The organism is Lacrimispora brassicae, assembly GCF_054772055.1.
In genome coordinates, this window is the sequence record NZ_BRYH01000003.1 from 326,830 (window position 1) to 348,479 (window position 21,650).

The 21,650-nt window shown below is 47.0% G+C and carries 19 protein-coding genes; 17 read left to right on the top strand and 2 right to left on the bottom strand.

Going from position 1 to position 21,650, the window contains the following annotated elements; all coding sequences use genetic code 11:
- Positions 1-29 precede the first annotated feature (29 nt).
- The 4 genes from ACYVD3_RS02845 (at position 30) to ACYVD3_RS02860 (ending at position 4,621) form a co-directional block, all read left to right on the top strand.
- A complete protein-coding gene (locus ACYVD3_RS02845; protein WP_460640992.1) occupies positions 30-1,304 on the top strand; it encodes a zinc-binding dehydrogenase in 1,275 nt (424 codons plus the stop codon).
- Positions 1,305-1,643: 339 nt separating this feature from the next.
- Positions 1,644-3,173, top strand: coding sequence for a sensor histidine kinase (locus ACYVD3_RS02850; protein WP_460640993.1), 1,530 nt, complete (start codon positions 1,644-1,646; stop codon positions 3,171-3,173).
- The gene (locus ACYVD3_RS02855) at positions 3,170-3,859 is read left to right on the top strand and encodes a response regulator transcription factor (RefSeq protein WP_460640994.1); all 690 of its coding nucleotides are present in this window, start codon (positions 3,170-3,172) and stop codon (positions 3,857-3,859) included. The genes ACYVD3_RS02850 and ACYVD3_RS02855 overlap by 4 nt, the downstream gene beginning before the upstream one ends.
- A gap of 3 nt (positions 3,860-3,862) precedes the next feature.
- Positions 3,863-4,621: a DUF6062 family protein gene (locus tag ACYVD3_RS02860; protein ID WP_460640995.1), complete on the top strand. Its 759-nt coding sequence runs from the start codon at positions 3,863-3,865 to the stop codon at positions 4,619-4,621.
- A 2-nt stretch (positions 4,622-4,623) separates the two neighbouring features.
- Here the strand turns inward: ACYVD3_RS02860 and ACYVD3_RS02865 are convergent, their stop codons facing one another.
- Positions 4,624-5,469: a helix-turn-helix domain-containing protein gene (locus tag ACYVD3_RS02865; RefSeq protein ID WP_460640996.1), complete on the bottom strand. Its 846-nt coding sequence runs from the start codon at positions 5,467-5,469 to the stop codon at positions 4,624-4,626.
- Positions 5,470-5,591: 122 nt separating this feature from the next.
- Between ACYVD3_RS02865 and ACYVD3_RS02870 the strand changes: the two genes are divergently transcribed.
- From ACYVD3_RS02870 to ACYVD3_RS02880, 3 genes are read left to right on the top strand one after another with little or no spacing between them, the layout of a single operon-like run.
- Positions 5,592-6,611: a Gfo/Idh/MocA family protein gene (locus ACYVD3_RS02870; protein ID WP_460640997.1), complete on the top strand. Its 1,020-nt coding sequence runs from the start codon at positions 5,592-5,594 to the stop codon at positions 6,609-6,611.
- 3 nt (positions 6,612-6,614) lie between these two features.
- Positions 6,615-7,769, top strand: coding sequence for a Gfo/Idh/MocA family protein (locus ACYVD3_RS02875; RefSeq protein WP_460640998.1), 1,155 nt, complete (start codon positions 6,615-6,617; stop codon positions 7,767-7,769).
- Between the two features lie 22 nt (positions 7,770-7,791).
- Positions 7,792-8,640, top strand: a complete 849-nt coding sequence (locus tag ACYVD3_RS02880) for a sugar phosphate isomerase/epimerase family protein (protein WP_460640999.1) — start codon at positions 7,792-7,794, stop codon at positions 8,638-8,640.
- Between the two features lie 86 nt (positions 8,641-8,726).
- Here the strand turns inward: ACYVD3_RS02880 and ACYVD3_RS02885 are convergent, their stop codons facing one another.
- Complete coding sequence (locus tag ACYVD3_RS02885) at positions 8,727-9,503, bottom strand: DeoR/GlpR family DNA-binding transcription regulator (RefSeq protein WP_460641000.1); 777 nt, start codon at positions 9,501-9,503, stop codon at positions 8,727-8,729.
- A gap of 238 nt (positions 9,504-9,741) precedes the next feature.
- Between ACYVD3_RS02885 and ACYVD3_RS02890 the strand changes: the two genes are divergently transcribed.
- From ACYVD3_RS02890 to ACYVD3_RS02935, 10 genes are all read left to right on the top strand, one after another.
- Positions 9,742-10,092, top strand: a complete 351-nt coding sequence (locus tag ACYVD3_RS02890) for a hypothetical protein (protein ID WP_460641001.1) — start codon at positions 9,742-9,744, stop codon at positions 10,090-10,092.
- Positions 10,007-10,855 carry a class II fructose-bisphosphate aldolase gene (locus ACYVD3_RS02895; RefSeq protein WP_460641002.1) on the top strand — a complete coding sequence of 283 codons (849 nt, stop codon included), beginning with the start codon at positions 10,007-10,009 and terminating at the stop codon, positions 10,853-10,855. The genes ACYVD3_RS02890 and ACYVD3_RS02895 overlap by 86 nt, the downstream gene beginning before the upstream one ends.
- A 309-nt stretch (positions 10,856-11,164) precedes the next feature.
- A complete protein-coding gene (locus ACYVD3_RS02900) occupies positions 11,165-12,688 on the top strand; it encodes a CoA-acylating methylmalonate-semialdehyde dehydrogenase (protein WP_460641003.1) in 1,524 nt (507 codons plus the stop codon).
- Positions 12,689-12,906: 218 nt separating this feature from the next.
- Complete coding sequence (gene iolC / locus ACYVD3_RS02905; protein WP_460641004.1) at positions 12,907-13,941, top strand: 5-dehydro-2-deoxygluconokinase; 1,035 nt, start codon at positions 12,907-12,909, stop codon at positions 13,939-13,941.
- Between the two features lie 21 nt (positions 13,942-13,962).
- A complete protein-coding gene (gene iolD / locus ACYVD3_RS02910; protein ID WP_460641005.1) occupies positions 13,963-15,894 on the top strand; it encodes a 3D-(3,5/4)-trihydroxycyclohexane-1,2-dione acylhydrolase (decyclizing) in 1,932 nt (643 codons plus the stop codon).
- A gap of 157 nt (positions 15,895-16,051) precedes the next feature.
- Entirely contained in the window at positions 16,052-16,951 is a 900-nt protein-coding gene (iolE, locus tag ACYVD3_RS02915) for a myo-inosose-2 dehydratase (RefSeq protein ID WP_460641006.1), read from the top strand.
- Between the two features lie 28 nt (positions 16,952-16,979).
- Positions 16,980-17,993: an inositol 2-dehydrogenase gene (iolG, locus tag ACYVD3_RS02920; protein WP_460641007.1), complete on the top strand. Its 1,014-nt coding sequence runs from the start codon at positions 16,980-16,982 to the stop codon at positions 17,991-17,993.
- A gap of 106 nt (positions 17,994-18,099) precedes the next feature.
- Positions 18,100-18,876 carry a 5-deoxy-glucuronate isomerase gene (locus ACYVD3_RS02925; protein ID WP_460641008.1) on the top strand — a complete coding sequence of 259 codons (777 nt, stop codon included), beginning with the start codon at positions 18,100-18,102 and terminating at the stop codon, positions 18,874-18,876.
- A 241-nt stretch (positions 18,877-19,117) separates the two neighbouring features.
- Positions 19,118-19,810, top strand: coding sequence for an MgtC/SapB family protein (locus tag ACYVD3_RS02930; protein ID WP_460641009.1), 693 nt, complete (start codon positions 19,118-19,120; stop codon positions 19,808-19,810).
- A gap of 202 nt (positions 19,811-20,012) precedes the next feature.
- Entirely contained in the window at positions 20,013-21,647 is a 1,635-nt protein-coding gene (locus ACYVD3_RS02935; RefSeq protein WP_460641010.1) for an ABC transporter substrate-binding protein, read from the top strand.
- Positions 21,648-21,650: the final 3 nt, after the last annotated feature.

Below are 21,650 nucleotides of genomic sequence, written 5' to 3' on the forward strand. Positions count from 1 at the left end.
TTTGATGAATAAGGTTGGAGGATGGAAATATGAAAACAAAAGCGGTAAGAATGTATGGTACGGATGACTTGAGACTGGAGGAGTTTGAGCTTCCCCGGATCAAGGAGGATGAGGTTCTTGTAAAAATCATGAGCGACAGTATCTGCATGTCCACCTATAAGCTGGTAAAGCAGGGGAAAAAGCATAAAAGAGCGCCTCAGAATATAGATACCAATCCGGTGATCGTTGGCCATGAATGTTCAGGCCTGATTGTGGAAGTCGGTAAAAAGTGGCAGGGACAGTTCCAGCCGGGGCAGAAATTTTCTCTGCAGCCTGCTTTAAATTATATGGGAAAACTGGATTCCCCGGGATATTCTTATGAATTCTGCGGAGGCGCCTGTACTTACTGCATTATGCCAAAGGAGGTTATGGAGCTGGGCTGCCTGTTGGATTACACGGGAGAGAGCTTTTTTGAGGCATCCTTGGGGGAACCAATGAGCTGTATTATAGGTGGATTCCATGCCAACTACCATACCAACAAAAGAAATTATGATCATGCCATGGGAACAAAAGTGGACGGAAACCTCCTGATCATGGGAGGCTGTGGCCCTATGGGACTGGGAGCAGTCAGCTATGGCCTTCAGTTTGAAAATAAGCCTAAGAGGATCGTGGTCACGGATATCAGTGACGAGCGGATTGCCCGGGCAAAGGAAGTGATTTCGGAAGAATCAGCAATGGAGAGAGGAATCCAGCTTCTTTACGTAAATACAGCTAAAATGGCTGATCCAATTTCTGAACTGACGGCGATCACCAATGGCAAGGGCTATGATGATGTGTTCGTATATGTTCCTGTAAAAGAGGTTGCAGAGATGGGAGATAAGCTTCTGGCCTTTGACGGCTGCATGAACTTCTTTGCCGGTCCTTCAGACAGCCAGTTTAAGGCGGAAATCAATCTTTATAACTGCCACTACACAAGCACTCATATTATGGGTACTACCGGCGGAAACACAGATGATTTGGTGGAGGCCAATAAGCTGTCGGCAGAAGGCGCCATCGAAGCGGCTGTTATGGTGACCCATGTGGGTGGGATCGACAGCATTGCAGAGGCCACAAAGAATCTGCCTTCCATTCCTGGAGGAAAGAAGCTTACCTATACACAATTTGATATGCCTTTAACAGCCATTGACGATTTTGAAGAGCTGGGAAAGAACGATCCGCTGTTTAAGAAACTCAGTGAATCCTGTAAGGCCCATAAGGGATTATGGAATGGGGAAGCGGAAACGATCCTTTTTGATCATTTTGGTATAGATCCAAAGGAACTGTAAATAAAGGGGAAATATGAAATAATTATGTATGCTGTATCCTTTCATTACTGGAGGGATACAGCATTTTTTTATGAGAAAATCCACCAATGGATCAAAAAGCATTTCCCCATTGCTCCGGGCCCTGGACAAAGTCCGTATGGCTGCTTAAGCCGCTGCCCTCCGGCAGAAGAGCCTGATCTGCAGCCGCTTTTTCTTCCGTGAGAAAACAATAAATTGAAACAAATAAATGGTAAAATCCGGTTATTTTGCAGTAATGTCTTAAATTTTAGAATTGTTTTATAAATTCTCTTGCCCATGTGTGTTATAATACCCGTAAGTAATATTAATTTTTCGTTATAAATGAAGTTTCAGAGCATGGGAGAGACGAGAATAGTGAAATTAAAATTGAAAACCCGTCTGGTCGTGGCATTTTTGATTATAACGGTAATCCCCCTGACCCTGATTTTTGCAGTGGTTGCAGGTCTTGGCAATTACCAGATGAAGGCGTTCCGGAAAGCCTATAATCTGACGGAGCAGATCGACCTTCTGTCAAGCAATTCCCTGCAGATCTTTAACCGTCTGACCAGGACGGAGCAAAAGGAAATCAGTCAGATCCTTCAAAGCGACCCCGGGCAGTTTCTGGATACAGATTATCTGGTAAAGCTTAACGATAATCTGACCTCAAAATATGCTTATATGATCGTCCGAAAGGAAGACTCCCTTATTTTTGACGGGAACAGCCACATTACCCAGGGCCTTTACGGCCAGCTTCCCAAATACGAAGAAATGGACAGCAACATTGACGGTGCCATCTATCTGGATGGGGAAACCCAGCATCTGGTAAAGCAGATGGATTTTCTTTATCCCGATGGGAATAAGGGGAGTGTGTTCATTGTTTCCAATGTAAACGGCCTTCTTCCTGAGATCAAGGTCATGATGGCGGAAATGCTCATGGCCATCATAATGATCATCGTGTTTACCGATGCCATCTTGATGATGTGGGTATACCGGTCCGTGGTAAGCCCCTTGGGGCGTCTTCAGGTTGCCACCAAGAAGATTCGGGATGGGAATCTGGAATTCTCTCTTGAGGTGGAAAATGACGATGAGATCGGGCAGCTTTGCCAGGATTTTGAGGAGATGAGGATCCGTCTTAAGGAATCCGCAGAGGAAAAGGTGGAGTATGATAAGGAAAACAAGGAGCTGATCAGCAATATATCCCATGATTTAAAGACTCCCATCACCGCTATTAAAGGGTATGTGGAAGGGATCATGGATGGAGTGGCTTCCTCTCCGGAAAAGCTGGACCGTTATATACGCACCATTTACAATAAGGCCAATGACATGGACAAGCTGATTGATGAATTGACCTTTTACTCCAAAATTGACACCAATAAGATTCCATATACCTTTTCCAAGATCAATGTGGCAGGCTATTTCAGGGATTGCGTGGATGAAGTAGGGCTTGAGATGGAAGACCGGGGCATTGAGCTGGGATACTTTAATTATGTGGATGAGGACGTAGTGGTCATTGCGGACGCAGAGCAGCTTCGCCGGGTCATTAATAATATTGTCAGCAATTCTGTAAAATATATGGATAAAAGGAACGGAATCATCAATATCCGGATCAAGGATGTAGGAGATTTCATCCAGGTGGAGATCGAGGATAACGGAAAAGGGATCCCGGCAAAGGATCTGCCCAGCATCTTTGACCGGTTTTACCGCACCGATTCCTCCAGGAATTCTTCTCAGGGCGGAAGCGGGATCGGCCTGTCCATCGTTAAGAAGATTATTGAGGATCATGGAGGCCGGATCTGGGCCACCAGCAAGGAAAGCATTGGAACAGAGATACATTTTGTTTTGAGAAAATACCAGGAGGTCATACAGGAATGAGCAGGATACTGATTGTGGAAGATGAAGAGAGCATTGCAGAGCTGGAGAAGGATTATCTGGAGCTGAGCGGATTTGAAGTTGAGATCGAAAATGACGGGGAAGAAGGACTTCATATGGCGCTCCATGAGGATTTTGATCTGTTGATCCTGGATTTAATGCTCCCGGGAGTGGATGGATTTGAAATCTGCCGGAAGGTCAGGGAGATAAAGAACACCCCCATTATTATGGTTTCCGCCAAAAAGGAAGATATCGATAAGATCCGCGGCCTGGGCCTGGGAGCCGATGATTACATTACAAAACCTTTCAGCCCCAGTGAGATGGTAGCCCGTGTGAAAGCCCATCTGGCCCGCTATGAAAGGCTCATCGGATGCGGAGTGCCGGATAATGAAATCATTGAGATCCGGGGCCTTAAAGTCGATAAAACAGCCAGGCGGGTATGGATCAATGGAGAGGAAAAGAACTTTACCACCAAGGAATTTGACCTTTTAACATTCCTGGCCCAGAATCCAAACCATGTATTTACCAAGGAAGAATTGTTTAATAAAATATGGGATATGGAATCCATCGGGGATATTGCCACGGTTACCGTCCATATTAAGAAGATCAGGGAAAAGGTCGAATTCAATACGGCAAAACCCCAGTATATTGAGACGATTTGGGGAGTTGGCTACCGGTTTAAGGTGTAAGTGATGAAGGAAAAATTATTTGAGATTCCCTTAAATGATGCCATGGATGCCGATGATGAGTGCCTGTTCTGCTTTCTTGAGAGAAAAGCGGAACAGGAGCTTATGGATTTTGTGTTAGGTTCCTGCGCTTCTTATATGGAAAGCGATACAAGAGAAGCCACGGACCGGTCAGGCTTCTGCCGGATTCATCAAAAGAAAATGTTTGATTACGGCAACGCCCTGGGAAACGGCTGGATACTAAAAACCTATTATAAAAATCTGATAAAGGAAATGAAGGAGGAATTTAAGGAGTATACTCCCGGAAAAACCTCCTTAAAAGAGCGGCTTACAGGAAAGACGGGGAATCACAATTCCGTGGGCGCCTGGATTCAGGGGAAGATGAAGACCTGCTACATATGCGACCGGTTTTCTGAAACCTATGAGCGGTATGTGGTCACCTTTTTCCACCTGTACAAAAAGGATCCTGTCTTTCGGGAAAGGCTGGAAAAAAGCAGGGGATTCTGCCTGCGCCATTTTGCAGACTTATGCAGCGGGGCAGATGAGCATTTAAATGACAGGGAGCGGAACGAGTTCTATCCTGTCATTTTTAAACTTATGGAAGAGAATATGGAACGGATCTCCGGCGATATCGACTGGTTCGTGGAGAAGTTTGATTACTTAAACCGGGATGCGGATTGGAAGCAGTCAAAGGACGCCCTGCAGCGTGGAATGCAGAAGATACGGGGCGGATATCCGGCAGATCCTGCCTATAAGCACCGGTAAGCCTAATGGTTTAACCCTTTAAACTGTCCGGGCGTATAGCCTGTGGTCTGGCGGAAGGTGCGGATGAAGTTGGAATAATCATGAAAACCCGACAAATGACAGGCCTCTGAAACCGTGTGCCCCTGGGAGAGAAGCTCTTTTGCCAGGGCCACCCGTTTTACCACGATGTACTGGAAGATGCTGCTTTCTGTCTCGGATTTGAATAAGTGGCTGATATAATATTTATCAAGGGAAAGAGCCTGGGCAATGGAATCCAGGGTCATGGGAGATGTTAAGTTTTTATCAATGTAGCTCATAATCGCCTGGGCCCGGTGAGGCTTTGGGGCTGTTCTGGCAGAGCTTGTCTTTTGCCAGGCCTTGTTAATGAGAATCAGAATCTGAATCAATGTGGTCATTGCCGTTAAGTCGCTGCCGTAAGTGCAGCGTTTTTTTATTGCCTCATGAAGGCTTTGGGCCATGGAAACCAGGTGCCCGTATTCCTCCTTTGAAAGCAGGACCAGATTGCCTTTGGCCGGTTCCCGGTGGAAACATCCCAGCAGGTTGGTGTCGGGAGTGCAGTAAGGGCGGATAAAGGCTGGGTTTACGTGGATGACCAGCCGGGTAAAGGCTTCGTTAGTGGTATTGATGGCCTTGTGGATTTCCCGGTTGGAAAACAGGATCAGGCTTCCCGGGTTCATATCGTAGCAGGCGTTTTCTACAAAGTACTGGATATTGCCGTCCATGAGCAGATAGATTTCATGGCTGTTATGCATGTGAAAATCCACGTTTCCGGCCATTTGGCTGGTGGTAAAATCACAACTGAAGGGTTCGGAAAATTCGCTGTAATGGTAAGGGCTTTCCTTTTTCATAAGATCCTCCTGAAGTAAACAATTTACGCATATTTCTTGTCAATCTGCGCAAACAAATTGCGTTAAAAACATTATATAATAAATCTATCACAAAATGAAAAAAAAGAAAAGAGGAGGCAATCATGGTTCGGGTTGGGATAATTGGCTGCGGGAACATCGGGGGAGTTCACGCCATGGTACTGAAGGAGATAGAGGAGGCCGGGCTTTGCGCTCTGGCAGATATACGGCTAGAACGGGCGGAGGAATATTCGGCCCGGTTTACGGCTGGAAAAGCAAAGGCTTATGGATCCATGGAAGAAATGCTTGAGAAGGAAGAACTGGATGTAGTCCATATCTGCACTCCTCACCACTGCCATGTGCCCATGACCTTAGAGGCATTAAAAAAAGGCCTTCATGTATTCATGGAAAAGCCGCCTGCCATAAGCAGAGAACAGTTTGAAGAGCTTTTAAGAATTTCCGCCCAGAGCAGGGGCAGGTTAGGCATTTGCTTCCAGAACCGGTATAATGAAGCCACAAAAAAGGTAAATGAGCTTTTGGCCCAGGGAATGCTTGGCAGAATAAAAGGCGGAAGGGCCTTTGTGACCTGGCACAGGAATGCTCCCTATTACACAGAAAGCGGCTGGAGAGGAAAGCTTGAGACAGAAGGCGGCGGGGCTTTGATCAACCAGTCCATTCACGCTCTGGACTTACTCCTGTCCTGGCTTGGAACGCCTGTGAGAACAGAGGCGGCCATGAGCAACCATCATTTAAAAGGGATCGTGGAGGTGGAGGACACCCTGGAAGCTTACATGGCCTTTACAGAAGGAGAGGAGCCGGTAAGCGCCAGCTTTTATGCAACAACTGCTTACGCCGTGGATGCGCCGGTTTTCTTAGAACTTGTCTGTGAAAAGGGCTTTGTCCGCCTGGAAGGAAATTCTGTCTGGCATCAGACCGGGGAACAGGAGGAGCCGGTGATCTGGCAGGGGAAAAAAGCTTCCCTTCCGGGAAAGACCTATTGGGGAAACGGTCACCAGGCCTGTATCCGGGATTTTTATGATTGTCTGGAAACCGGGAGAGATTATTTCAATGACTTAGCCTCGGTTCAGAATACATTTTACACCATGATGGATATTTATGATTCTGCAAGAAATGAGGGGAGATAAGACATGAACAAGGTAAGACTGGGTATTATCGGGATTGGAAACATGGGAACCGGCCACTTAAAGAACATTCTGGAAGGAAAGGTCCCGGAGATGGAAGTGACGGCTGTAGCAGACCGCCAGGAGTGCAGAAGAGCCTGGGCAAAGGAGCATCTGCCGGAGTCGGTTGCTGTTTTTGAGGAGGGAAAAGATCTCATAGCAGCAGGTGTATGCGACGGGGTTTTGATTGCAGTGCCTCACTACCAGCATCCGGAACTGACCATAGACGCCATGAACCACGGACTTCATGTGATGTGTGAAAAACCTGCGGGAGTTTACACGAAGCAGGTCCGGGAAATGAACGAAGCGGCGAAAAAGAGCGACCGGGTCTTTGGCATGATGTTCAACCAGAGGACCAACTGTATTTACCGGAAAATGCATGAACTTGTGACAGGCGGAGAGCTGGGGGCCATTAAGCGGGTCAACTGGATCGTGACAGACTGGTACCGTACCCAGTCTTATTATGATTCAGGAAGCTGGAGAGCCACCTGGGACGGAGAAGGGGGAGGCGTGCTGTTAAACCAGTGCCCTCACAATATGGACTTACTTCAGTGGATCTGCGGAATGCCCTGCAAGGTACAGGCATTCTGCCACAACGGAAAATGGCATGACATTGAAGTGGAAGATGATGTAACGGCTTATATGGAATATCCCAACGGGGCTACAGGAGTCTTTGTCACCACCACTGCAGACGCGCCGGGAACCAACCGGTTTGAGATCACTTTGGAAATGGGCAAGCTGGTTTGTGAAAACGACAAGCTCATGCTTCATAAGCTGGCGGAAAACGAGCGTACCTTCTGCAAGACGGCTAAGGGCGGGTTTGATACCCCGGAATGCACGGTGACAGAGGTTGAGACAGACGGAGAGAATGAGCAGCATGTGGGAGTTTTAAAGGCATTTGCAGGGAAGATCCTTCACGGGACCCCTCTGGTTGCCGATGGCATGGAAGGAATCAATGGGCTGACCTTATCAAACGCCATGCATTTGTCCAGTTGGTTAAAGCGGGAGGTGGAGATCCCCTTTGACGAGGACTTATTCCTGGAGGAGCTTAATAAGCGCCGCAGGGAATCCGGGAAAAAAGAAGGGACCGGCGTGGTATTTGACACAAAAGGAAGCTATTAGGAGATAAAAAGGAGAAATGATTATGTGGGATGGAATTCAATTATCAGGTTTTGCAGATGAAATCGATATGGACTTAGGTAAGCAGATTGATGTATTAAGGAAGCTGGGAATTCATCATGTGGAAATGCGGGGCGTTAACGGAAAGGGCCTGGTAGAGCATTCCATAAACGAGGTAAGGGAAATCAAAAAGCAGCTTGAGGAAGGGGGAATCCGTTTGTCCTCTGTAGGCTCTCCCATTGGAAAAATCAAGATCACCGATGATTTTGCCCCTCACATGGAGCTTTACAGGCACACAGTGGAAATTGCCCACGAGATGGAAGCTCCATACATTCGCATGTTCAGCTTTTTCATGCCTGAAAATGAAAGTTATGTCCCGTACCGGGGAAAGGTCATGGAACAGTTGGGACAGCTTGCGGATTACGCAAAGGCCAACCATGCTGTGCTTCTTCATGAGAATGAAAAGGATATTTACGGAGATGTGGCGGACCGCTGCCTGGAGATCATGAAGGAATTCCATGGGAAGCATTTTAAGGCTGTCTTTGATTTTGCCAATTTCGTCCAGTGCAGACAGGAGACCCTGGAAGCTTATGAACTGTTAAAGCCCTATATCGCCTACATTCATGTAAAGGATGCCCTGTGGTCTGATGCCAGCGTAGTTCCGGCAGGCATGGGAGACGGACATGTGGAAGAGATTCTGAAGCTGCTGAAGGCCGGGGGGTATGAGGGATTCTTATCCCTTGAGCCTCATTTAAGCGATTTTGCAGGCTTTAACGCTTTGGAGCAAAATTCCTCCCAGAAGAGAAAGATGAGCGGAGAAGAAGCATTTACCATGGCTTATGAAGCTCTTAGAAAAATATTGGAGAAAATTTAACGAAAAATATAAAAGGCGTATCTGGGAGTTCGGTCAGGAAGAAACTCCGGGATACGCTTTTTCTGCATGGCAGGCAAAGATCCTGCCTATGGTTCAGGGGCCATCTCAATGGCACAGCCTAACTCCCTGCAGCAGGAGCAGAAGGCGTCATCAGGCATCCGGTCGGTCAGGATAGAATCAAACTGCCCGATCTCTCCGAAGGTCATAAGAGAGGTGCGGCCAAACTTTGAGGAATCTGCCAGAAGGTAATGCTTCTGGCTCTTTTTTAATGCCGTTTTCTTAATGGTGTATTCCTCTGTGGAAGCATTGCAGACTCCGGCCTGGATGGAGAGCCCTGTACAGGCCATAAATGCCCGGACAATGTTATAATCCTCTAAGTATTCCACACAGGAGCTGCCCACCAGGGAAGCGGTATCCCTCTTTAAAGATCCCGGCAGGACAATTAAGTTGATGTTGGGATAATTCATGGACTTGTTAATGACCTGAAGGCTGTTGGTAATGACTGTAACCGAGCTTAAATGGGCCAGGTGGTCCACAATATTCATGGTAGTGGTTCCGCTGTCAATGAATATAATATCCCGCTCCCGGACAAAGGAAGCGGCTAAAGCGGCGATCCTCTGCTTGCTTTGGGCATTTCTTCCGGCACGTTCATGGAAGGTGACCAGATTCGGAATGGCTGCCGTATTTTCACATGCGACCACGCCTCCGTAAACCTTTTCCACGGTCCCCCTGGAGACAAGGATCTCCAAGTCCCGGCGCAGGGTATTTTTTGAAATTTCAAATTCTTCACACAGGGCATCATTGGATACTGTCTTGTGCTCCAATATATATTGTTCCAGTTGATCGATACGGGAAATTCTCATAGGTGTGCTCCTTACTTGGCAGCCACTTTGGCATGCTGTTATGGTAAGATTATAACAGATGCTTTGGAAAATATCAAGAAGTAACCAAAACATAACCATAAATAGAAAAAATACAGAAGAATTTCTTGACTATTTTTCAAATGAATGCTAAAATATAGCCATAATATGACATGAATAGAATCAAAACATACTCATAAAAGGAAAAGGAGAAAAAAGCGCTTCCTTTACTGATGAAGTGATGGTGGAGTCAGGAAATATTGATGCTCTGGTCAGGGCATTGGAAGAGCAGAGAATTGCCTGCAATATCTTTTCAGGAATCAGCGGAGAGCCTGGGGATGCTGTGATCGCTGCCGGACCGAATAGCTATCAGGGGGAGAAATGCAATTTCCTTATAGCGCTGAAAAGGGGAGTTCCTCCAATACCAGAAAAGAGATGGCTGGGGATGATGTGGCGGAGATTTTCCACAGTCTGTGGGATTGAAAACCGGATAAAGGAGAAGAAGTATGGGATTAGTAAAAATGAAGGAATTGCTGAATCAGGCTTCAGAAAAGAACATGGCGGTTGGAGCCTTCAGTGTGGGAAACCTTGAGATGGTGAAGGGAGCTGTAAAGGCGGCTGAAGAAATGAACACCCCCATTATCTTACAGATCGCGGAAGTGCGCCTTCCCCATTCCCCCATGACTCTTATGGGGCCCATGATGGTGGAGGCGGCAAAGAATGCAAAGGTGGATATTGCCGTTCATCTGGACCACGGCAAGACCGTTGAGGTGTTAAAGCAGGCGCTGGATTATGGGTTCACCTCCGTGATGATGGATGGTTCTACCCTTCCCTTTGAAGAAAATATAACAAAGACCCTGGAAGCGGTGAATCTGGCCAGGGAATACGGAGCGACCGTAGAAGCGGAGCTTGGCCTGGTGGGCGGCAGTGAGGATGGGAGCGTTGATGAGGGAATCCGCTGTACCAATCCTGATGATGCCAGAACTTTTTGCCAGAGGACCGGGGTAGATGCACTGGCAGTAGCCATCGGCAATGCCCACGGCAATTATCCGGTGGCTCCCAGACTGGCCTTTGATGTTCTGGAAGCCATTGATCAGAAGACCCATGTGCCTCTGGTTCTTCACGGCGGGACCGGAATTACCCCAGAGGACTTCCGGAAAGCCATAGGCCTTGGAATCCGGAAAATCAACATTGCAACGGCCAGCTTTGACAGTCTTACGAAAGAAGCTGGAAAGTATCTGGAATCGGAAGGAAAACATGATTACTTCGGGCTGAATGAAGCTATGGTCCGGGGAGTGTATGAGAATGTAAAGCAGCATATCCGGATCTTCCAGTGTGTGGAGCCGCTTGCGTAAATCAGTATGATGTAATGAAAGGTTTACATACCGGATTTGAAGAAGGAAAACTTCCGGCCATGATAGATTTGCCGGAACAGGATCTTGCCGGATTAACAATAAGAATGAGGTTACGTGTCCGAAGCCCATTTATTTGTGCTTAAAAAGGCGGACTACATATATAAAGATGGTTATCCGGAACGCCGGATAATCCGAGCATTTTTTCGTGATTTGCAGTGTACCGAGTTCCCTGTATAAAAATTATAAAAATAAAACCGCTTAAAGAACCCGTTTTTCATAACGTTTTGTGTCTTGAGCGAAGAGAAAGGAATGGATATAAAAATGGGAGAAGTAAAAAAATTAAAGTATCTTGTAAATGGTCAATGGAAGGAATCAATGACAGATAAGTATTCTGATGCCTATGATCCCAGTACCGGCGAAGTAATTGCCCAGGTACCATGCTGTACTCCGGCAGAAGTGGAAGAGGCGGTGGAGGCAGCTAAAGCGGCGTTTCCGTCCTGGTCATCTACCCCTGTGGTAAAAAGAGTTCAGGTACTCTATAAGCTCAGGGATTTGCTCATGGAGCATATGGACGAACTGACCATGCTGGTGGCAAAGGAAAACGGTAAAAACTGGGAAGAGGCTCAGGGCGATGTACTGAAAGCCAAAGAAGGAACCGAACAGGCCATAAGTGCCCCTTCACTGATGATGGGAGAAAGCCTGATGGATGCTTCCACCGGATTTGATACGGTGCTGTACCGTATGCCTTTAGGTGTATTTGCCGGTATCGTGCCATTTAATTTCCCTGCTATGATCCCTATGGGCTGGATGGCTCCCATGTGTATTGCCTGCGGCAACACCATCGTACTTAAAGCAGCATCCTTTACTCCTCAGTCCTGTATGCGCATAGCAGAACTGTATAAAGAAGCAGGACTGCCGGACGGCGTTATTAATATTGTTACCTGCTCCAGAAAAGAGGCAGAGATTCTTCTCACTCATCCCGATATCAAAGGCATCAGCTTCGTGGGTTCCACCTCTGTAGGTATGCATATCTATTCCACGGCTGCGGCCACGGGTAAGAGAGTTCAGGCTCTCTGTGAAGCCAAGAATCATGCCCTGGTTTTAAATGATGCTCCGGTCAAGCGTGTAGCGGCGGGAATTATCAATTCTTCTTTCGGATGCGCAGGAGAACGGTGTATGGCCCTGCCCGTTATAGTGGTACAGGAGGGAATCGCAGATGCCCTTGTGGCGGAGATCATCGCTCAGGCCAAGACTCTTAAAGTGGGACCGGCCTATGATAAGAGTACAAAACTGGGTCCGGTAGTAAATAAGGCTCATAGAGATTCCATCGTAAAGTGGATCGAGACAGGAATAGAAGAAGGCGCAGAGCTTGTACTGGATGGACGGGATATTGTAGTGGAAGGCTGTGAAGGCGGCTTTTATTTAGGGCCCACAATCTTTGACCATGTGACTCCCGGCATGAGCGTAGGGGAAAAAGAAATCTTCGGGCCGGTGCTGTGCATTAAGAGAGTGAAGACTTTTGAAGAAGGATTGAAGATCATGAATGCCAATCCATATGCAAACGGTTCTGTTATCTTTACTCAGAACGGTCACTATGCCAGAGAATTCGCCAGACACACGGACGGCGGTATGATCGGTATCAACGTGGGAATTCCGGTTCCGGTTGGCATGTTTCCTTTCAACGGCAATAAGCTGTCATTTATCGGAGATCTGCACTGCTTAGGCAAGGATGGATATCGGTTCTTCACGGAAAATAAAGTTGTAACCACCAGATGGTTCGACGAAGAAACCGGAGAATCCACAAACGTGAATACCTGGGATGGAACAATCTAAAGGTTACCGGCCAATGATAGATAAAAACGCCCTGCAAGGCGGATCAAAACCTTGCAGTGTGTTTTTTCACGCCATGAAATGGCTGCCGGTCTGACATGTTTTAAGGGGATGACGGGAGCAGGATTCGAAAACTGACCGGAAAAATTCAATAAGAAACATAGCTTACCGGGAGAAAATAAGAACAATGGCACGCAAAACGGGATGGGAGAAATGCAACGATGGAATATGTAAAATTTGATGAAACCAGAGAGATGGATTTAATTCTTCTTGGAAGGGTGGCAATTGATTTCAATCCGGCTTACAATGAGTATGTGAAAGAAGAATTCAAGCCCTTAAAGAAAGTGCACATGTTTGAAAAGTTTGTGGGCGGTTCTCCGGCTAACATCGCCGTAGGTGTGACCAGACATGGCATGAAGGCGGGATTCATCGGGAAAGTATCCGATGACCAGTTCGGTGAATTTGTAGTGGATTATTTCAACGAACAAGGGATCGATACCTCTCATATCACAAAATGCAAAAATGGAGAAAAGCTGGGACTGACCTTTACAGAAATGCTTTCTTCCAGTGACAGCAATATCCTGATGTACCGGAACTGCATTGCTGACTTACAGTTGGACGTAGAAGACATAGACGAAGGGTATATCAAAAGGGCAAAAGCAATTTTGATATCAGGCACGGCGCTTGCACAAAGCCCGTCAAGAGAAGCAGCCCTTAAGGCGGTCATGCTGGCAAAGAGAAACGATGTAAGAATTATCTTTGATATTGATTACAGAGCATATAACTGGAAAAACGGGGATGAAATATCCATTTACTACTCTGCAGTTGCCAAAGAAGCTGACATTATTATGGGCTCAAGAGAAGAATTTAACTTGACGGAAAAACTGATCCAACAGGGCATGACAGACGAAGAAAGTGCAGTCCTGTGGCAGAGCTATCACGCCAGGATCGTGGTCATTAAGCATGGAATGAAGGGGTCTACCGCATATACCAGTGACGGACAGTCATTTTCCATCAAACCGTTCCCGGTGGAGGCCAGAAAAGGATTTGGCGGCGGCGACGGATATGGTTCAGGCTTCCTTTATGGCCTGTATCAGGGCTGGGATATCATAGACTGTCTGGAGTTTGGTTCAGCAGAGGCTTCTATGATGGTAAAGAGCAACAACTGTTCGGATTCCCTGCCAACACCTGAGGAAGTGCATGCATTTATAAAAGAAGAAAAGGAAAAGTTTGGTGAAATGATCGCCCGTGTATAAAAATATAAAGGAGAGCGGAACATGTCAAAAACAATAAGGATGACAACAGCACAGGCACTTGTGAAGTTCCTGGATAACCAGTATGTTTCTGCAGATGGAGTGGAAACAAAGTTTGTTGAAGGTGTTTTTACTATTTTCGGTCATGGAATCGCGGTTGGCTTAGGTGAGGCTCTGGATGCGGACCCTGGACAGCTTCGGGTGCTTCAGGGAAGAAATGAGCAGGGAATGTGCCATGCTGCCATCGCATTTTCAAAGCAGAACATCCGGAAGAAAATCATTCCATGCGCCTCATCTGTGGGACCGGGTGCGGCCAATATGGTAACAGCCTGTGCTACCGCAACGGTTAATAACATTCCGCTGCTGGTATTTCCGGCGGATACCTTTGCCTCCAGACAGCCTGACCCGGTATTGCAGCAGCTTGAACAAAGCAGCAGCCTTGCGATCACAACCAACGATGCGTTCAAACCGGTATGCAAATACTGGGACAGGATCACCAGACCGGAAATGATCATGAGCGCTTTGATCAATGCCATGCGTGTGCTCACGGATCCGGCAGAAACCGGAGCGTGCTGCATTTCCCTCTGTCAGGATGTAGAAGGAGAATCCTATGATTTTCCGGATTATTTCTTTAAGAAGCGGGTACACCGGATCACCAGACCTCTTGCAGTAGAAGAAGAACTGGATGAGATCGCAGACATCCTTGCAGAAGCTAAGAAGCCCCTTGTAATTGTAGGCGGGGGAGTCCGCTACTCTGATGCGGGAGAAACCGTAGAAAAATTCTGCGAGGAATTTAAAATACCCTTTGGAGAGACTCAGGGAGGGAAGAGTGCCTGTAAATCAAGTCATCCCTATTGCCTTGGCGGAATCGGAGTTACCGGAACTTATGCCTCCAATGTGATCGCAAAGGATGCAGATGTGGTGATTGCCATCGGAACCAGGCTGAGCGATTTTACCACAAGCTCTAAATGGCTGTATCAAAAGGAAGATGTCAGATTTGTTACCATCAATAACAGCAGATTTCATGCATATAAGATGGATGCGGTCAAGGCTGTGGGGGATGCAAAGGTAACTGTTCAGGCCCTGGCGGAGAAGCTTAGAAAAAAACAGTATGTGTCCCAGTACAAAAACGAGATCGTTGATGCAAAAAGAAAATGGGATGAAGAGATGGTGCGTTTAGGCAGCATTGAATACACTGGAGATGATTTTGAACCCAACATAAAAGCGCGGGATCCAAGGACCATTCCGGAGTTTGTCCGCCTAACCAATGGAACGATCACCCAGACCGCCGCTCTTGCAGCAATCAGAAGGGTTATTGATGAAGATGCCACCATCATTACGGCAGGAGGTTCCCTCCCAAGCTGTATGCAGCGCATGTGGACCACTGACAAACGGGGCGGATACCATGCGGAGTACGGGTACTCCTGTATGGGGTATGAAGTGGCAGCCACTCTGGGCGTTAAATTTGCAGAGCCGGAAACGGAAGTTTACTGCGTTGTAGGTGATTCCAGCTTCCAGATGCTCCACAGTGAGATCATGACCATTATGCAGGAAAGGCAGAAGGTCAATATTCTGATATTTGATAACTGCGGTTTTGGCTGCATCAATAATCTGGAAATGAACCATGGAATGGGAAGCCTTGCCACGGAGTTCCGCTATACGGACGGGAAAAAGCCCTCAGGGGATTTAATTCCCGTTGATTATGCCAAAATCGGGGAGGGCTACGGCCTGAAAGCATATACCTGCAGAACCATCAAAGAACTGGAAGAGGCTCTGGAAGATGCCAAAACACAGGAAAGGGCCTGCCTGTTTGATTTAAAGGTGATCCCTAAGACCATGTCGGATGGGTATGAATCCTGGTGGAACGTAGGAATTGCCACGACCTCAGAAAAAAGCAGCGTGAGGGAAGCGTGGGAAAAGGTTAAGGAAGGAAGAAATGAAGCCAGAAAGTATTGATGATCCTCCATCTGGATGGTAATCCGTGGAATCAGACTGACCGTAATGAAGATGAGAAATACATATGGCTGCATGAGACTGGATTTTAAATGACAAAGAGGGTATCCGCCGTAAAAACGGCGGTATAAAAAATATTATGAAACAGGGGGATGCAAAGATGTTAAACAAGGAGAAAGTAAAATTAGGAATCGCACCAATCGCATGGACCAACGATGATTTACCGGATTTGGGGAAGGAAAACACCTTTGAACAGTGTGTCAGTGAGATGGCTCTGGCCGGATTTACCGGTTCCGAGGTGGGCAACAAATATCCAAGAGATGTGGAAACTTTAAAAAAGGCATTGGATCTTCGGGGCGTAGAGATCTGCAATGCATGGTTTTCCACCTTTTTGATCAGCAGGCCATATGAGGAGACGGAAGAAGAATTTGAAAAGCATGTGGCGTTCCTGGCGGCCATGGGAGCTAAGGTGGTAGGTGTTTCCGAGCAAAGCTACAGCACCCAGGGGATTTTAGACCAGCCGGTGTTTGAAGGAAAACATGAGATGGATGACAGGGAATGGAATCTGCTGTGTGAGGGCTTAAACCGCCTTGGAAAACTTTCCAAGGAAAAATACGGGGTGGCTTTGACCTTCCATCATCACATGGGAACCGTTGTCCAGAGCGCTGTGGAAGTAGAGCGCATGATGGCGGGCACTGACCCGGAATATGTGAGCCTGCTTTTTGACAGCGGCCATTTTGCATACTGCGGCGAGGATCCGGTGGCAATGGTGGAAAAATATGTGGGACGCATCAAGCATGTACATTTAAAGGACATCCGCCCTGAGATCGTAAAAAGGGTAAGAGATGAAAAGATGAGCTTCCTGGCAGGGGTCCGGGCAGGGGCGTTCACCATTCCGGGAGATGGCTGCATTGACTTTGATCCGATTTTTAAGGTGCTGGAAGAGGCTGCCTATAAGGGATACATGGTAGTGGAAGCAGAGCAGGATCCTGCAAAGGCAAATCCACTGGAATATGCCATCTGCGCAAGGAAATTCATCGCCGAAAAGACCGGTCTTTAAGAGGAAGAAAGAGAGAGGAGAAGATATTATGGTAACAGTAGGAATTATTGGAGCAGGAAGAATTGGAAAAGTACATACTACCAGCATCTGCAACCTGGTAAAGAACGGAAAGATCAAAACCATTGCCGATCCGTTTATGAATGAGGAAACAGAGAAATGGGCAAAAAGCATGGGAGTTCCCAATACCACCAAGGATTACAAGGAGATTTTAGCAGATCCGGAGATCGACGCAGTGCTGATCTGCTCATCTACCAACACCCATTCCCCCATTTCCGTTGAAGCCATTCAAGCGGGAAAGCACGTATTTTGTGAAAAACCCATTGATCATGACATTGAAAAGATCAAAGAGGTCATGGAAGCATTAAAGAGCAGTAAGGTGAAATATCAGGTAGGCTTTAACCGCCGTTTTGACCATAACTTTGAAGCGGTGAGAAATGCAGTGGCAGCCGGAAAAGTAGGCGAGCCTCACATCATTAAGGTGACCTCCAGAGATCCGGAGCCGCCTAGCGCAGAATATGCAGCAGTATCCGGCGGCATGTTCTTAGACATGACCATCCATGATTTTGATATGGTCCGCTACTTAGCAGGCTGCGATGCAGAGGAAATTTACGTTCAGTCCGCTGTTTTAGTGGATCCGGCCATTGGGGAAGCCGGAGATGTGGATACGGCTGTCATCACCTTGAAGATGGAGAACGGCGCCATAGCAGTCATTGATAATTCCAGAAAAGCCGCTTACGGCTATGACCAGAGGGCAGAAGTATTTGGCTCCAAGGGCATGGTAGCAACCGCTAATGATACCGAATCCAGCGCTGTGTTGAGCACCGCTGATGGAGTTACAGGTGAAAAACCCCTTTATTTCTTCTTAGAGCGCTACATGCAGTCCTTTGCAAAGGAAGTGAACTGCTTCATTGAGGCCATTGAGAATGATACTCCTACCCCTCTTGGTGTGGAAGACGGATTAAAGCCTGTATTAATGGGGATCGCCGCCAAAAAGTCCGTGCAGGAGCACCGGCCTGTAAAGATTTCTGAAATCATGATGTAATGAGCGCAAGAGAGCGAAGATGAGCTTGCTCATCGGCGCGAACGGTGAATGCTGCTCAGGAACCGCAGGTTCATGAGATAGGAGACAGGAGGAGAAAGGAGCTGCCATGAGCGAAATATTCAGTTATCCGGAATTTGATCTCAAAGGAGTAAAGACCCTGACAAAAGCAGGGGATAGGGAAAATGATATGTTGATGGACATTGCCATTTATGAGATGAAGGCAGGAGAGGAGCGGTCCTTTACCAGCCGGTCGGATGAGATGGCAGTCCTTCTCCTTACCGGGGAGATCCGGTTTTCCTGGGAAGACAGAAAGGAATGGGGAAAACGAAGCAGCCTGATGGAAGAAGGGCCGTACTGCCTGCATGTTTCAAGGGGCGTTTTGGTGAACGTGCTGGCGAAGGAAGACAGTCAGGTTCTGGTTCAGTCTACGAAAAATGATCAGGAATTTGACAGCGTTTTTTATAGGCCGGAGGACTGCACCAATGATACTTTTGGTGAAGGGCTTTGGGAAAACAAGATGAAGCGGACGGTCCGTACCATCTTTGACTACAATAATGCCCCCTACTCCAATATGGTAAACGGGGAAGTCATCACACACCAGGGAGGCTGGTCCAGCTACACCCCTCATGATCATCCTCAGCCTGAGGTCTATTATTACCGTTTTGAGCGGCCGGAGGGCTTTGGAGGCTGCTTTATTGGGGAAGACGTCTTTAAGATCAAGGATGGAAGCTGTGCGGCCATTCCCGGCGGCAGGACCCACCCCCAGGTAACGGCACCTGGATTTCCCATGTACTATTGCTGGATGATCCGCCATCTTCCGGGCAATCCCTGGACAACACGGACGGATGACCCCAGATATAACTGGATCAAGGAAGTGAAATAATCAGATACACTCTTGCCAAAGGCCAGAAAGAGATGGAATGCGTGCGGTTTTATTTAGAATAAAACCGGCCGCTTCTGTCTTTTCCTGGCCTTTATCGTAATGCGTCTTTGTTCTGAAAACATGAAGAGGAATTAAGCCGGCCCGGAGGGGCAGATTCCCGGCAGGCCCTTTTACGCAAACATGATGAATCCGAAGCATATTTTATAAGACATGGATTAATATTTAGAAAAGAGGAATAATCATGGGCCAGGCTTGGCAAATGCTGGTCAGCCTTGGGGAACGGTATGACCTTATCTACCAGACGGGATTGTTTTTTAGAATTGTTGTGGCGGGATTTTTAGGGTATCTGATCGGATATGAGCGGAAGAATCATTATAAAGGGGCGGGAATGAGGACCCATGCCATTGTGGCTATGGGAGCGGCTCTTATGATGGTGGTTTCCAAGTATGGGTTTCGGGATGTACCGAATTTTGACGCTTCCAGGATCGCTTCCCAGATCGTATCGGGGATCGGTTTTCTGGGAGCAGGAGTGATCTTTGTTAAGAACCATTCTGTCAGCGGCCTGACCACTGCGGCAGGCATATGGGCAACTGCAGGGGTGGGAATGGCCATTGGCGCAGGCGCCTACTATATAGGATGCGGGGCAGGACTTTTTCTTATTTTAACCCAGGTCCTTCTTCATGACGTCCCCTTTCTTTCCAGGGAGCCCTACCGGAGCACCATAAAGATCACCACAAGCCAGTATAACAGCGTTATAACGGAGCTGTTTGATAACTTAAATGAGGAAAAGATCAAGGTTTTAAATATTAAGGTGGGGAAATCAAAAAATTCTGCTAAGGTGGAACTGGATCTTCTTTTTCCAGCCGGATACGGGAAAAATGACCTGATCATCAAGTGGTCAAATGACAAAAGGATCGAATCCATCAGCGGTTAATACCGTAAGGCCGATGTTCCCGTAAAAAGGGTTCATACAGTTTTTGTATTTGATTTACTAAAAGCCTATGGGAAATGTAGGATATGAATTCGAAAACAGTTGCAAAAATACCGGAAATGTGTTTATAATTAATCTGACTTTTCTGACAGATAACCGGATACGCCATGGGTTATTCTTAATGAAGAAATGAAAGGAGAAATTTATGAAAAAGATTTTTATGAAGAGTGCGGCTTTCTTGCTGGCATCTGTTATGGTGCTTGGTGGTCTGACCGCCTGCGGAGGAAAGGACCCGGTGGTAAAGGATACCACGGCTGCCAATTCCAGTTCCGCAGATGCCGGAGAATCAAGTGACGGAGCCGGAAAAACGGAAGCAGGAGGAGAAAGCACATTTACCTATGCAATTGCAGGTGATCCGGGAGCAAATGTGAACGTAATCACCACAAGCGACCGTTTCGGCCTTATGACAATCAAAATGATCTATTCCCCCCTGTATATGTACAATGCAGACGGAATCAACTATTTCCTGGCAAAGAGCATAGACACCTCTGATGACAAACGGACCTATACCATGCACTTAAGAGATGATGTAAAATGGTCGGATGGAGAGAAGTTCACCGCTGATGACGTAGTCTTTACCTTTGAGGCCATGGAACAGGAGAAAAACGCTGGCTGGGCATATTCTCAGCTTGTATTCCCGGAAGGAGCGGTAAAGATTGAAAAGATCGACGATTATACCGTTTCCCTTACCATGCCATTTGTCAATTCTGCCGCAGTAGAGATGTTTTCCCAGATATTCATCATGCCAAAGCATGTCTATGAAAATGTGGAGAACTTTGAAAACAATGACGTGAACACCAAGCCAGTAGGCACAGGACCTTATGTAATGGCGGAATATTCCCCAGGTTCTTATGTGAAATTTACAAAGAATGAGAATTACTTCCTGGGCGCTCCTTCTGTTGACAACTTCGTATACCGGATCATTGAAAATGAAAATACGGCAATGACAGCCATTCAGAGCGGGGAAGTAAACGCGTGGATAGGAACTCCGGCCCAGGTGGCTCAGATGAATTTAGAAGCGGCCAATTTAACGGTTTACCCATACCAGGAAGGCCGTGTGGGATATATGATGATCAATGCAGGCCGTGTAAAGGATGAAAACTTCAGGAAAGCGATTCTCTATGCTCTGGATAAAAAGGCCATTGCAGATGCAGCTCTTCTGGAACCACAATATTATGACCTGCCATGGAGCTTCATGCCTCCCAACAGTCAGTATTTTACGGAAGATGTAGAGAAATATGAACAGAACCTGGATAAATCCAAGGAGCTTCTTGCGGCTTCCGGTGTGACAAATCCAGAATTGACCCTTGCTTATAACGCTTCCGACAGCCTCCAGTCTACCTCTGCCATCATGATCCAGGAGCAGCTTCAGAAGGCAGGAATTAAGGTGAACTTAACCGGCGTGGATTCCACCGCTCTCAGCCAGCAGATGAAGAAGGCCGACAATTCCTATGATATGTACTTTGGCGGCTATATCATGGGCATTGACCCTGATACGTTTTCAAGCTTATTTGAAACAGGTGCCCCATACAATTACATGCATTACGACTATCCTGAGATGAATGAACTTTTTGCTCAGGGCCGGAAGGAAACGGATGATGCAAAGCGTATGGAAATATATTCAACCATCCAGCAGAAGCTGCAGGATACCGCTTGCTTCTATCCCCTGTATTCCAATAAACGCCTTCTGGTAGTATCTGAAAACGTGACAGGAATTGAGGATGCAAAGCTGGTTCCTGTATATACCTTTGAAGATACTTCCAAGCTGCAAATGAAGTAATGC

What these genes read in the sequence shown, in the direction of transcription:
- ACYVD3_RS02885 (WP_460641000.1), bottom strand. Translation starts at nt 9,503, where the DNA reads ATGAGAATTTCCCGTATCGATCAACTGGAACAATATATATTGGAGCAC.
- iolD (WP_460641005.1), top strand. Translation starts at nt 13,963, where the DNA reads ATGTCAAAAACAATAAGGATGACAACAGCACAGGCACTTGTGAAGTTC.
- ACYVD3_RS02870 (WP_460640997.1), top strand. Translation starts at nt 5,592, where the DNA reads ATGGTTCGGGTTGGGATAATTGGCTGCGGGAACATCGGGGGAGTTCAC.
- ACYVD3_RS02925 (WP_460641008.1), top strand. Translation starts at nt 18,100, where the DNA reads ATGAGCGAAATATTCAGTTATCCGGAATTTGATCTCAAAGGAGTAAAG.
- iolE (WP_460641006.1), top strand. Translation starts at nt 16,052, where the DNA reads ATGTTAAACAAGGAGAAAGTAAAATTAGGAATCGCACCAATCGCATGG.
- ACYVD3_RS02900 (WP_460641003.1), top strand. Translation starts at nt 11,165, where the DNA reads ATGGATATAAAAATGGGAGAAGTAAAAAAATTAAAGTATCTTGTAAAT.
- ACYVD3_RS02860 (WP_460640995.1), top strand. Translation starts at nt 3,863, where the DNA reads ATGAAGGAAAAATTATTTGAGATTCCCTTAAATGATGCCATGGATGCC.
- ACYVD3_RS02845 (WP_460640992.1), top strand. Translation starts at nt 30, where the DNA reads ATGAAAACAAAAGCGGTAAGAATGTATGGTACGGATGACTTGAGACTG.
- ACYVD3_RS02855 (WP_460640994.1), top strand. Translation starts at nt 3,170, where the DNA reads ATGAGCAGGATACTGATTGTGGAAGATGAAGAGAGCATTGCAGAGCTG.
- iolG (WP_460641007.1), top strand. Translation starts at nt 16,980, where the DNA reads ATGGTAACAGTAGGAATTATTGGAGCAGGAAGAATTGGAAAAGTACAT.
- ACYVD3_RS02875 (WP_460640998.1), top strand. Translation starts at nt 6,615, where the DNA reads ATGAACAAGGTAAGACTGGGTATTATCGGGATTGGAAACATGGGAACC.
- ACYVD3_RS02935 (WP_460641010.1), top strand. Translation starts at nt 20,013, where the DNA reads ATGAAAAAGATTTTTATGAAGAGTGCGGCTTTCTTGCTGGCATCTGTT.
- ACYVD3_RS02895 (WP_460641002.1), top strand. Translation starts at nt 10,007, where the DNA reads ATGGGATTAGTAAAAATGAAGGAATTGCTGAATCAGGCTTCAGAAAAG.
- ACYVD3_RS02930 (WP_460641009.1), top strand. Translation starts at nt 19,118, where the DNA reads ATGGGCCAGGCTTGGCAAATGCTGGTCAGCCTTGGGGAACGGTATGAC.
- iolC (WP_460641004.1), top strand. Translation starts at nt 12,907, where the DNA reads ATGGAATATGTAAAATTTGATGAAACCAGAGAGATGGATTTAATTCTT.
- ACYVD3_RS02850 (WP_460640993.1), top strand. Translation starts at nt 1,644, where the DNA reads ATGAAGTTTCAGAGCATGGGAGAGACGAGAATAGTGAAATTAAAATTG.
- ACYVD3_RS02890 (WP_460641001.1), top strand. Translation starts at nt 9,742, where the DNA reads ATGGTGGAGTCAGGAAATATTGATGCTCTGGTCAGGGCATTGGAAGAG.
- ACYVD3_RS02865 (WP_460640996.1), bottom strand. Translation starts at nt 5,469, where the DNA reads ATGAAAAAGGAAAGCCCTTACCATTACAGCGAATTTTCCGAACCCTTC.
- ACYVD3_RS02880 (WP_460640999.1), top strand. Translation starts at nt 7,792, where the DNA reads ATGTGGGATGGAATTCAATTATCAGGTTTTGCAGATGAAATCGATATG.